Here is a 12,673-nt window from a genome sequence, read left to right as displayed (position 1 = left end):
TCCCATTTGGGACTTACGCGAGTCTGCGCCAGCCCAGTAGTTTGCTGCAAAACCTGGGAGGAAATAACATGGCTCACGATAATGGGATTGCATCCCGTTCTGACAAATCGCGTATGAAGGCCGCCTTGTGCCGCCTGCTGCTATCGAGCGCAGCGCTGGCCATCCCGGTGGGCGCGGCCAATGCGCAGCAAGCCGAAAGCCCGCAGCAAGCGCAAGCTGCGACCAACAGAAGTGCTCCGCTCGATGCGATCGTCGTCACCGCCCAGCGGCGCGACGAGAACTTGCAAGACGTGCCGATTGCCGCAACCGTGATTGGCGGCGGTGATCTCGATGCCAAGGCGGTGGATTCGGTGGCTGACCTGCAGCTCGCCGCCCCGTCGCTTTCGATCACCGATGCGGGCGAAACGCAGTCAGTCAATATTCGCGGTATCGGCATTGCCGCCAATTCGCCCAACATCTCGAACGGCGTTGCCACCTATATCGATGGCCTGTTCCAGCCGCCGATCGTCACCAGCATCCCGTTTTACGATATCGCCTCGATCGAGGTGCTGCGCGGGCCGCAGGGCACGCTGGTCGGCAACAATTCGACCGGCGGGGCCATCTTCATCAATTCGGCCAATCCTTCGCTTAACGGCGTGGAAGGCTACGCCAAGGCGGGCGTGGGCAATTATGGCCTCGTCGAAGGCGAAGGCGCGGTTAATCTGCCGCTGACCAACACGCTGGCGGTGCGCGCAGCGGGCATCGTCCGTGACCGCGACAGCTTCTACACAGACATCGGCCCGTTCAACAACGATGCAGGCAAGCTGGAAGAAATCGGCGCACGGCTCGGCGCGATGTGGGAGCCGGGCGACGCTTTCCGCGCCCTGCTCAAACTGCAATGGCACCAGCAGGACACGGGCGGCTATGCATACCGCCCTGCCCCCGATACCACCTTTGCCCCCTTCGCCACCGACGATATCCGCACGCTGGATTACGACACCGACACCTCGAAGGTGGAACGCGCCTTCATCGCCAGTCTCGAGCTGCGCTACGAATTTGCCAGCGGCCTGACGCTGCGCTCGCTGAGCGGTTACCAATACAAGCGCAACACCTACGTCAGCGATGCCGACGGCACGCAGGCACCGCCGTCAGCCGGCGGCGGGCTGGTCACCGACTACTTCGCTGGCGAGCGGCAATACAGCGAGGAAATCAATCTGATCTCGCCCACTTCGGGCGCGTTCGACTGGATCCTGGGCGGCTATTATCAGCGTAACGACATCGTCGTCGATACCCGCAACCTTGCGCCTCCGGGCACCTATGTTTCGCCGCGCAACAACCGCGATATCTATGGCGCCTTTGCGCAAGGCAACTATCAGCTGACCGACACACTCGAAGTCCAGCTCGGCGCCCGCTATTCGCACTTCCAGTCGACCGGTACGGGTACGGTGCTGCTTGGCGAAGGCTTTCCAGGCTTCCCGCCCGGCGGTCTGGTGATCGCCGATCTGGCGGGCGAGCATGACGATTCCATGGTGACCGGCAAGCTCGCGCTGAACTGGAACGTGGCCGACGACCACCTGCTCTATGCCTTCACCGCACGCGGATATAAGCCGGGCGGCTTCAACTGCCTGCCCAGCCCGCAATGCGACAATCCCGAATTCGACCCCGAAACGGTGTGGAACTATGAAATCGGTTGGAAGGGCGCGCTGGCAGATCGCCGCATCAATATGCAGCTGAGCGCGTTTTATAACGATTTCAACAACCTGCAATTCGATGTGATTGAAACCGCCACCGGCACCACTGGTGTGCGCAATGTCGGCAGCGCCACGATCAAGGGTTTCGAAGGGCAGATCCAGGGCCGCTTCGGCGGCTTCGGGTTCGACGGCAGTTTCGGCTATCTCGACACCGAGCTGTCAAGCCTCACCTTCGTGAACGCACGCCTGCTTCCGCCCGGCCAGCTCGGCCCGCAGTGCGCGCCGGGCGTTCCCTCCAGTCCGCCCGCCTGCTTCGACTATGGTCCGTTCATCACCACCACTTCGGGCGGCGACAACCTTTATTCACCTGAATGGACCTACAATTTCGGGGTCGAATACGCGTTCGACCTGAGCGACCGCCTGTCGGTCACACCGCGGATCAACTATGGCTATCAGGGCAGCCGCTACAACTATCTGGCCTATGGTCCGGGCGATCTGCTCGAATCGCGCGGACTGCTCTCGGCGCTGCTCACCGTACGTTATGATGATTTCGTGGTGGAAGCCTACGCCACCAACCTCACCGACGAGGAATATGTCGTCGGCCGCACGGACGATAACGAGTTCTACGGCGCGCCGCGCCAGTATGGTGTGCGCACTTCGATCAGGTTCTGAACCAGCGGTTTTTTCGGCTCCCGGATGAGCGCAGAACCAACATCGGCAGCCGCAGTGTTTCTGACACTGCGGCTGCCGTTCGCGCACGTAGCAGCTGGTGACGATGATAAGCCGTCCCACGCCTTTTGCGCGGATCTATCAGAACAAGGCGCGGAACATCGCATCGGGGGCCCCGTTGTAACGACATGCCACTCAAAGCCCTTGCCCTTAACTGCACCCTCAAATCGGACCCGAACGAGGCCTCGTCCACCGATGCGATGATCTCGGTCCTTAAAGGTGCCTTCGCCAGCCATGAAGTCGATGTCACCCGCACCGTCCGCGTCGCTTCCCTGCAGATCAAGCCGGGCGTCACATCGGATGAAGGCGATGGAGACGACTGGCCGGCCCTGCGCCAGGAGGTGCTCGATCACGACATTCTGATTTTCGGCGGGCCGATCTGGATGGGCCAAGTTAGCAGCGTGGCCAAGCGTGTGCTCGAACGGCTCGATGCACTCCTCTCCGAAACCGACGACCAGGGCCGCATGCCGAGCTATTCGAAGGTCGCGGTGGCCGCGATCGTGGGCAATGAGGACGGCGCGCATTTCTCGTCGGCGCAACTGTTCCAGTCGCTCAACGATGTGGGCTTCACCATTCCCGCCGTTGCTGCATGCTATTGGGTGGGAGAAGCGATGGGCAGCACCGATTTCATGGAACTCGATGCGGTGCCGGAGAAAGTGACGCAGACTGCCGCCATGGTGGCTTCCAACGCCAGCCATCTCGCCGGTTTGCTCAAGTCTGCACCCTACCCGGGCTAGCCGGAAAAGTAATTAGCTGCCTGATCAAGAAAGCCAGATGTGACCGACAAGCGAACGGAAACCGATAGCCTCGGCGAAGTCGAAGTTCCGGCAGGCCGATACTGGGGCGCACAGACACAGCGAAGCCTCGAGAACTTTCCTTTCGGCGAGAGCGAACGTATGCCGCTCGCTATCAGTCGCGCGCTGGCCGTGGTCAAACTGGCCGCCGCGCGCGTCAACCGCAAGCATGGCCTCGATGCCGCGCTGGCGGACGCTATCGAGAGCGCGGCGCGCGAGGTGATAGACGGCGAACTCGATGGCCACTTCCCGCTGGTGATCTGGCAGACAGGCAGCGGCACCCACAGCAATATGAACGTGAACGAGGTGATTGCCAGCCGGGCGAACGAACTGCTCACCGGCAAGATCGGCGGCAAAAGCCCTGTTCATCCCAATGACCACGTCAATCGGGGCCAGTCGTCGAACGACAGCTTCCCCACCGCTCTGCACATCGCCGCCACGCTGGCGCTGGAAAACAAGCTAATGCCTGCGCTGGGCAAGCTCCGCGATGCCTTGGCAGACAAGGCGCAGGCTTGGGACGACATCGTCAAGATCGGGCGCACGCACCTGATGGATGCAACGCCCCTCACGCTCGGTCAGGAGTTTTCGGGCTATGTGGCGCAGTTGGATGAAGGCGGGGCCGCGATCAGCCATGCCGCCGCCGATGTAAGAAAGCTCGCCCAGGGGGCCACGGCCGTTGGAACAGGCCTCAACGCCCCGCCCGGCTTTGCCGCAGATATGGCGCAAGAAATATCCGCCATCACTGGCCAGAGCTTCACCCCTGCCCCAAACTCTTTCGCTGCGCTTGCGGCCAACGATGCCCTCGTGCGGCTTTCGGGTGCGCTCGGCGCGCTCGCAGTTTCGCTTACTAAGATTGCGAACGATATCCGCTGGCTGGCCTCCGGCCCACGCTCTGGGCTCGGCGAGTTGATCCTGCCGGCTAACGAGCCGGGAAGCTCGATCATGCCGGGCAAGGTTAATCCCTCCCAGTGCGAGATGCTGACGATGGTGGCTGCGCAGGTGCTGGGCCAGCAACAGGCTGCGAGCGTAGGCGGTATGCAAGGTGCGCTTGAACTTAACGTGTTCAAACCGATGATCGGCGCAGGCACAATTCGTTCAATCGACCTTCTCGCAACAGGCATGGAAAGTTTCGCGGATCGCTGTGTGACAGGAATGGAGCCCAACCGGGAGCGGATCGCGCACTTGGTCGACCAGTCGCTGATGCTGGTTACTGCCCTTGCGCCGGAGATCGGCTACGACAATGCGGCAAGGATCGCCCATCACGCTCATACCGAGGGGCTGACGCTGCGCGAAGCGGCACTTGAGCTGGATCTGGTGGAACCGGAAAGATTCGACCGGCTGGTGCGACCCGAAACCATGACCTGAGAACGGCCTCACATTTTCGCTGAGATCGGCGGATTCGGCACCATGGGCGTGATCGAGAATTTCGCGCCGGATGCGGAAGCGATCGTTGCCCATTACCGCGCAGCGCGATCTTCCCCGAATGGACGCCCTACAACCGAACCCGCCACCCCACCCTGCTATTCAATCTCCAAAGCCCAATGGAAGGCGATCCCGGTGGGCCGGATCTGGAACGGCTGAAGCGGGATCTGGCAAATTGTCGCATTGCTGCCGGCGGCCCTTCAGGCCGAGCGCGCGGGAGAAGAGCAGTTGGCAGGATGACGGGCCGTGCGCCTGCCGCGGCGATGATCGCGCGTCAGAAGATACCAAGCGTATCAATTGCTTCCCGCCGCCGCAATGATCTGATGCACCGCGCAAAGAACTGATCAGGCCATTTTCCAAGGTCCATGATTAATCAAACACTTCGGCTTGCGCCGAGAGGACATGCGAGTTTCTCGCTGGCCTAGTGGCCTGCAGGCACCACACGTTCAGTTCGCGTTGAACCCTGCCCGTGGGACGGCTGCCCAGGTGTTATCCTTTTTCACGAACCGCAGCACTCCCTGAAGCCGGTACCAAAGGTTGATCTGGCGATATCCGAAGTTCTCAATCAAAGCGGCCCAGCCAATCCTGAGCAGATCCTTTGCCGTTGGCGTGCGGCGCAATTGCTGCTCCTCCAGAACAAGCGTTCCCACGCTGAGGGCACTGCCGAACACAATAGATACGAAGAAGAATGCAACTGCCATCATGGGGTCCAGCAAGCCCAGCAGCGCAGCCGCCGGAAGGACGAGGTAGCCCACAAGCTCGGCGGGGGGGCCGAGAATGTCTTCCAGCACGATGTGCGGCATGGCTAGCAGGCCGATCCGCCCGTACCGAGGATTACAGATCATGCGCCGATGACGCTGCAAGGTCTCAAGCGAACCCTGCTGCCAGCGGGCGCGCTGATTATCGAGCCCCTTGAGACCCGCCGGCGCCTCGGTCCAGCACACGATGTCGGGCACGAAGGCAAGCTGATAATCTCGCTTCTGCTCTCGCAGGTGGCGATGCAGCCGCACCACCAGTTCAAGGTCTTCTCCCACAGTGTCATGCCTGTAACCGCCGATTTCGACCAGCGTGGAGCGACGAAAAAGCCCGAACGCGCCGGATATCAGCATCAGCGTATTGGTGTGTGCATTGGCCACACGGGCAGTAAGAAATGCGCGAAGATACTCGACCACCTGAAAACGTGGCACCAGGCCTTTGGCGACACTGATCTCTTGCAGCGATCCTCCCTTGACCGTGCTTCCGTTTACGATCCGTATTGCGCCGCCCACCGCGACCAGACGGCCATCGTCGTGCATGAAGGGCTCGGCCGCGCGCAACAAACCATCGGGCTCGATAATGGAGTCGGCGTCGATCACGCAAACCAGGGGCGTGCGGGCAAAGCCCAGGCCAGCATTCGCCGCATCCGCCTTGCGCCCATTTTCCTTGTCGACAACGAGCAGGTTCGGAAAACGGCGTGAGATATAGGTCTCGCGTATTTCCGTCTGCTGAAGCTTGGCGATCTGCTTGCGATCGCACTTCTCCATCTCGAAGACACGCAGAAGCTCGCCCAGCGTATCGTCTTTCGATCCATCGTTGACGACGATAACCTCATGGTCCGGATATTCGAGCGCAAGAAGCGCCTTGACGCTTTCGGCAATCGACAGTTCTTCATTGTAGGCTGGCGCGATCACGGTAATCGGCATCGCAAGATCGGCGTAGCGCTGCCAAAGTTCGCGCGCGCCCTCACTCGGCTCTATGCGCGTTCCAAACACCCAACCGGCAATCAATAGCTGCGCCAGGCCGATGGCATTGCGCAAGAACACGACGATGAAGCAGAAAAACGCCACCGCGATAACAGCCTGCGCGGCAGCATCCTGAAATCCGGCCCAGGTCATCCGTAGTCCATCATTGTGTTGTGATTGAAGGTGCTGCTCGCAGCACCGATCCCTTCAGCAAGCGCCTCCAGAGCCTGTTCAGCGCGCAGCCTGACCCAAAGCTCAGGGTCGCAGAGCAAGCGGCGAATGTCGCCCTCGGCCTCTTTCAGGCCCAACGCAGAACAGGCGCTGACGGCCTGCGTCCTGACCGTGGCAGCAGGATCGTGCAAGGCGCTAATGATGAATTCGCGGCCGCCCGGATGGCCGAGCTTGGCGCAAGCGCGCATGGCGGCACAGCGGACTTCGACGTCCTCCTGACGAGCGGCTTCCTCAAGCAGTCCTATGAAGCCGACATTGCCGCTCCACCCGAGTGAATCGATCACCTGCGCGCGCCAGACCGGGCTCAGATCATCCTCCAGCAACAGCGCGAGCTGCTCGGGATATTCGGGTGCGCTCGCCCGCAGGAGCGCAATGTCGAGCTTGCTGGGAGCCCGCGCCGTCATCCCCAGTATGCGCATGGTCTCGCGCGGTGGAGGGAGCGCATAGGCAGCGGCGAGCGCGAAGGCGGCCTCGACCCTGACCCTCTGGCTATGATCGCGCGCAAGCATCTCGCGAAGGCGTGCAACACAGGCTTCGCTGCCGAAACGCTGCAACATCCGGATTGCGCTCACACGCTCGGATCGGCGCCAGCTGTGCGAGCGACGCAGCGTCGCTGCCAACAAACCGTCGAGTTCGGCAATCTGCATAAGCCGATCCCGCTCACCGCCGCGAAGCAGCGCCTGAATCTGGCTGACCGCGGCCAGCCTGCGCTCGCCGGTCCAGCTTTTCTCATCCCCCTCCGGGCGATGGCCTGCCACCCTGCGCAGATAGCTGCGCGTGATCGCCGCATCGATCCGCTTGTTCGCCGCCATTCTGCGCTCGGCTATATAGCGGCGCAGGACCAGCAGCCCGAATATCGCGATGACCACGCCCGCCATCCAGACAGATCCGCCGATGATCGTGTTATAGAACATCCACGAAGAGATCATCGCGCACCGAAGCGAAAGCCGAGCACGAGCGTTCCAGACAGGCGGCGATAGCTGTTTTCGCGATCCTCGTAAGCACCGACCGTTGACAGCGTGATCCCATTGCCGAGCGGAACCAGCAGCCCGGTCGCTGCGCTTCGGAGCTGGCGCACGCCGTCCGCCTCCACATCGGGATAGCTGGCAAGTACAACGAAGCCACCGAGCCGATCTTCAGGCCGGTAATCGAACTGGAGCGAACCGCCAAGCCGATAGTCTTCGCCACCGCCGAGCAGATTGATTGCCCGCGCGGTAAGCGAGACTGCATCGCCGAACACAAAGCGCACACCCGGTTGCAACGCGAAAACGGTCCTGTCGCGATAATCGGCATATCGCATGTCGACCAAAGCCGTCAGACGGTCACTCAGAGCAAGCTCCCCTCCAGCGCCGATGCTCCAGCTTTCCCGAAAGTCTGCATCGGGCACGACGCTGCCAGAGATGTATGCAGCGTGTCGTCCAAACCGCCGATCGAGACGGGCCGAGAGCCGCACGTCGGTGGTGGCGCGCTCTTCTCGCTCCAGAGTCACGCTGGCACCCGAAGCGCTGCCCAAGGAAAGGCCAAGGCTCGCAATTTGGGAAGACCAGACCTCTCCCGAGCGATTATCGAAAGAAATCTCGGAAACCCCACCGCCGATATTGAGCGCGGTTAGCCGCATACCTCGCTCTTCGTCGTCCTGGGCCAGCCTTGCCTCCAGCAAGCCAAGCTCGGGATAATCGGGAGCAACCAATGCGATGGCCTCGGCCTGTTGCTGTGCCGCTAGCCTTTGCCCGCGCCACAACAGGATGTTGGCGCGGGCCAGCTGAATATCGAGATCTTCGGGAGCGAGCGCCAAGGCACGATCGATCACCGTCTGCGCTTGGTCGAGATCGCCCTGTGCCGCCCGCACCGACGCCAGACGACGGAGCAAATCGGGATCGTCAGGATACCGGGCGAGCAACCGCTCCAGCCCCTCGCCTGCCGCGGCAAGGTCGCCCTCCGCGCGGTCACGCTCCACCCGCTCCAACTGTTCTTCGCGAGAAACAGCGACATCCTGCCCTAAAGCAGGCTTGGCCATCACGACGAGCGCGAGGCACGTCAGGCAAAGGGCGCGCTTCACTGCACCTCTTTGAGCAGCTTCTCAATCCGCACGAGCAGTTCCTGAGGGATGAACGGCTTGGTCAGATATTCGGCAGCGCCAGATCTGATCGCCGTAACAACATCGGCCTCCCCTTTGCGCGCGGTCAGCATCACGATGGGGATATCCTTGGTTTCTGGATCGGACTTGATGGCCCTGAGCACTTCGGGCCCCGAGACGATAGGCATCATCGCATCGAGCACCACCAGATCGGGCTTGTCCGATTTGATCTGATCGAGGGCTTCTTCGCCGTTGCTGGCCACACTAGTCACATGGCCCGCGCCTTCGAGACGAAACTTGACCAGCTCCACCAGGATCGGATCATCGTCCGCTATCAGGATATTGGCCATGATACTCTCCGTTACTTAATGCGAAGACTACCGTAATTTTCCTTAATAACTGCTAAATTCAGCACCGCGCCACCTGGCACCGCGAGAGCATCCAACGGCTTTTCTCTAGCTTTGCCGTGCGATCTCCTCACGGATTTCAGCCAAGAGGTCGAGACCCGCGCTGTGAGCGGGATCAGCCAGCAGGCAACGCTCAACATCACGGCATTTCTCGCCAAGTTCAGAGCGGCCGAAGTAGCCTGCAACCCCGGCGATCTGATGCAGGAGACTTGCGATCTCGGTCCGCTCTTCCTCCGTCATGTCATTACGTGCGATTACGGCATCAATAGCTTCCAACGCTCCGCTGACGCGTTCATCGAACATCCGGTTTAGCCGCGGGTCGGTTTCCTGCTCCAGCTCGGTGGCGGGTGACAAGTCAGGCTCCGCTCCGCGCTTGGACCACCCGGCCAGCACCCTGTTGAGCTGCGCCAGCCGCAAGGGCTTGGCGACGTGCGCCTGCATTCCAGCTTCATGGCAGCGGTGAATATCGTCGGCATATGCATTCGCCGTGACGGCGATAATCGGCAGTTCCTCGGGCGAAATGCCTGCCTCGCGGATCATGGTCGCAGCGCCAAGACCGTCGAGAAGTGGCATCTGCATATCCATCAGCACCATGTCGAACGGCGAGCCGTTGCGCTTCGCGCGCATGACCATATCCACCGCTTCCCTGCCGTTGCGCGCAAGATCGCAAACGTGCCCGACCTTCTCGACCATCGCCATCGTCACTTCCTGGTTCACAGGATTGTCTTCCGCGATAAGAATGCGCAGCGCGACAGGATCGCCCGCACTTGGCTGCGGCGCATCTGTCACAGCGGCTTCGTCAGGCAGATCGGTTTCCTGCAACGGCAAGCTGACAACGAAGCGAGAGCCTTCGCCCAGTTCGCTCTCCACGCGTATTGTCCCGCCCATCAAATCGACCAGTTGGGCGCTGATCGGCAGGCCCAGGCCCGTTCCGCCGTACTTGCGAGCAATCGTATCATCAGCCTGAGTGAACTTATCGAAGATCGATGCGAGCCGGTTGGCCGGTATTCCAACCCCGGTATCCCTCACCGCAAGGCTCAGCCGAGCTGGCGATCCCTGGGCTGGCTCCACTAGCGATACGACAACCTTGACCATGCCTTTTTCGGTAAACTTGATGGCGTTGCCTACAAGGTTGAGAACCACCTGCCGCAGGCGCATTTTGTCGATCAGGACATACTGCGGCAGTCGCATATCGATTTCGAGCGAGAGAATGAGGCCTTTCGCGTCCGCAATTGGCTCCATCAAACGGACGACACCACGCAAGAGGCGTCGCAGGTTCGTCGCTTCTTCAACTATCGCCATCTGGTTCGCTTCGATCTTCGCGAAGTCGAGCAAGTCGTTGAGCAGGCGAAGCATGGCTGCGCTCGAATCCGAAATCATTTGCAGCCGTCGACGCTGCGCCGGATCTTTCTCTTCGCTCAAAGCCAGTTCGGTAAAACCGATCACACCGTTCATCGGCGTGCGAATTTCATGGCTCATATTGGCAAGGAAATTCGACTTTGCAGTGTCGGCGGCCTGGGCCTCGTCACGCGCCTTCGTAAGGCTGTCGCGCATCGTTATCTCGTCGGTGCGATCAATTATCACGCCAAGTATCGACGAGACCTCGCCCTCTTCATTCGACTGCACCTGCCCGATGACTTCCACGTGCCGAAGCACGCGATCCTCTCTGATAAGGCGGGCAGAAAAACGATAGGCCGACTTGGTGACCATTGCTTCTTCGAGCGAGGAGGTCACAATCTTACGGTCGTCGGGGTGGTAATACGTTATGGCTTCCTCAAGCCCGATTGGCTTACCAACTGCGCGCCCGTGAATGCGATAGACTTCGTCAGACCAGTAAATGGTCTGGCTTATCGTATCGAACTGCCAGTGGCCGACGTGTGCAGTTGCCTCGGCCAGCTCAAGCATCGCGTTGTGCCTCTCGAGCTCGGCTGTCGCTTCCTCGACCTTGCGCAGAACCATTCCCTCCCGCCGGGTGAAGGCAATCAGAACCAGTCCTAGCAGCGCCGAGATAATGATGCCGCCAATCAGGACCAGCGTGTCGCCCTGATTGCTGACGCGCTTGTCGAAAGCCGGCAGGCTTCGCCAACGCAGAGTAACGATCTGGTTAGCCATTTCAATTCGACGAACATCCTCGAAGCGGGGCGTTCGATTTTGTTGCAGCGAGGTCGCGAACATAAGATTTTCGGGCGCAAGCTCTGCTCCGAAATAGACCTCCAGTGAAAAATCCTGCCCTTCTCTTGGGGTCAGGTCTCCAAGGAATTCTTCTGCCACAAGAGGTGCAACAATCCATTGCCCGCGTTGTGGTGAGCTTTCATCGCCAACAGGTTTCATGAACAGAAAGCCGACACCTTGTTTGGCATCCTGAACCAGGACAATCGGCCTGGTCATCGTGGCGGCCCCATTCCGAAGCGAGCGCGCAATCGCCGCGCGGCGGCCTTCCTCGAAGGCCAGGTCGAGTCCGAGGGCGGCGAGGTTCCCGTTGAGAGGCTCGATGCGATTGATTATGAAGTGTTCTTCGCGCTCAATCTCTGGGTGGATCGAAAATCGGTCGCCATATTCATGAGCGAACTGTTCACGAAACGCGGGCATCTCGTCTTCGAGTACGAGCCGAAAGAAGCCAATCCCGCGCATCCCCGGATAATGGTCCTCAAGGCCGAGCCTCTCGACATAATTTCCCCATTTCGCCGGTGAGATGCTGTCGGAGTTGGCCGCGAAAGCTGCACTTGCGTCCAGCGCGCGCTCGTACACTGCGATGCGATTGGAGAGCGCCCGCTCGGTATCGGTCGCCAAGGCGGCGAAAGCAACGCTCGATAGCTCATACTCGCGCTCTGCCATGTGCTTCCAGCTATAACCGGTAAGCAGAAGCATTGCGGCAATCGAAAGCGCGATCCCCGAACTTGCATTTGGCAAGCGTCGCCCGCGCCATCTTACGGGCAGCGGAGAATGGCTGGAAAAGATGAGCACGGGCAGAATAAAACCAACGCCCAACAGGTCTCCTGTCAACCAGATCAGCCAGTTGCCAGCGAGCGTCTCGATCGTCACCAGATTGGCCACCGCCAACGCCGCCACCCCTACGGCGGACGAGACGAGGCACGGCAACAGGATAGCCAGCACAAGGAAGCGCACAAACTGACGGGGCGACGACAGTTCAAGTACCGGCCCAAACCTGCGCACAGCGGTATGGCCTATCAACGCCTGGATGCACGCACCGCCGGCGATTGCGGCCGCGACCATGGCCACCGGCAACAAGGATTGCGCGGAACTGACGCCATCACCGCTATTGAACAGATTGATGCCAAATGAGCCGAGCCAAATCCCGGGCCAGATCGTCCGGTCTCGAAGCAACAAGGCGCACAGCGCAATGCCAGAGGCGGGCCATATGATCGTTGCGTAACCGGGGGGAATCGCCAGTGCGAGCCCAACATAGCCTGCGACAAAATAGCCGATGGCCAAAAGCACAACATCGCGCAGCCAAAGCAATGTTGGCGTTTTTGGGCGCAGAAAAGCCAATTTCGCCGAGTGCTCTGAAACTAGCGCTGTCATGCATTGCGCCCAAAGATTGATCCGACCTGCTTTCCGATAAGCGAAGGAAGTTAATGAGTTCGAAAGTGGAGTTCAGGAG

General features: G+C 60.5%; 8 protein-coding genes. 3 read left to right on the top strand and 5 right to left on the bottom strand.

Annotated features, from left to right (window positions below):
• Positions 1-68 precede the first annotated feature (68 nt).
• The 3 genes from E0473_RS13090 (at position 69) to fumC (ending at position 4,558) form a co-directional block, all read left to right on the top strand.
• Entirely contained in the window at positions 69-2,342 is a 2,274-nt protein-coding gene (locus tag E0473_RS13090) for a TonB-dependent receptor (protein ID WP_137681324.1), read from the top strand.
• Between the two features lie 185 nt (positions 2,343-2,527).
• Positions 2,528-3,136, top strand: a complete 609-nt coding sequence (locus E0473_RS13085) for a flavodoxin family protein (RefSeq protein WP_137681323.1) — start codon at positions 2,528-2,530, stop codon at positions 3,134-3,136.
• Between the two features lie 39 nt (positions 3,137-3,175).
• Entirely contained in the window at positions 3,176-4,558 is a 1,383-nt protein-coding gene (gene fumC / locus E0473_RS13080; protein WP_137681322.1) for a class II fumarate hydratase, read from the top strand.
• A 503-nt stretch (positions 4,559-5,061) separates the two neighbouring features.
• Here fumC and E0473_RS13075 read toward each other — a convergent pair.
• From E0473_RS13075 to E0473_RS13055, 5 genes are all read right to left on the bottom strand, one after another.
• Positions 5,062-6,489, bottom strand: coding sequence for a glycosyltransferase family 2 protein (locus E0473_RS13075; protein ID WP_137681321.1), 1,428 nt, complete (start codon positions 6,487-6,489; stop codon positions 5,062-5,064).
• A complete protein-coding gene (locus E0473_RS13070; RefSeq protein ID WP_137681320.1) occupies positions 6,486-7,496 on the bottom strand; it encodes a HEAT repeat domain-containing protein in 1,011 nt (336 codons plus the stop codon). The genes E0473_RS13075 and E0473_RS13070 overlap by 4 nt, the downstream gene beginning before the upstream one ends.
• The gene (locus tag E0473_RS13065; protein ID WP_137681319.1) at positions 7,493-8,626 is read right to left on the bottom strand and encodes a DUF6584 family protein; all 1,134 of its coding nucleotides are present in this window, start codon (positions 8,624-8,626) and stop codon (positions 7,493-7,495) included. Before E0473_RS13065 ends, E0473_RS13070 begins: the two co-directional genes overlap by 4 nt.
• The gene (locus tag E0473_RS13060; RefSeq protein WP_162848948.1) at positions 8,623-8,994 is read right to left on the bottom strand and encodes a response regulator transcription factor; all 372 of its coding nucleotides are present in this window, start codon (positions 8,992-8,994) and stop codon (positions 8,623-8,625) included. The genes E0473_RS13065 and E0473_RS13060 overlap by 4 nt, the downstream gene beginning before the upstream one ends.
• Positions 8,995-9,099: 105 nt before the next feature.
• Positions 9,100-12,594, bottom strand: a complete 3,495-nt coding sequence (locus E0473_RS13055; protein WP_137681317.1) for a CHASE domain-containing protein — start codon at positions 12,592-12,594, stop codon at positions 9,100-9,102.
• Positions 12,595-12,673 lie beyond the last annotated feature (79 nt).

The organism is Aurantiacibacter suaedae, from assembly GCF_005434915.1.
In the GTDB taxonomy this organism is placed as follows: domain Bacteria; phylum Pseudomonadota; class Alphaproteobacteria; order Sphingomonadales; family Sphingomonadaceae; genus Alteraurantiacibacter; species Alteraurantiacibacter suaedae.
The sequence above is the reverse complement of the archived record's forward strand: the minus strand, read 5'-3'. Positions and strand labels throughout refer to the sequence as shown.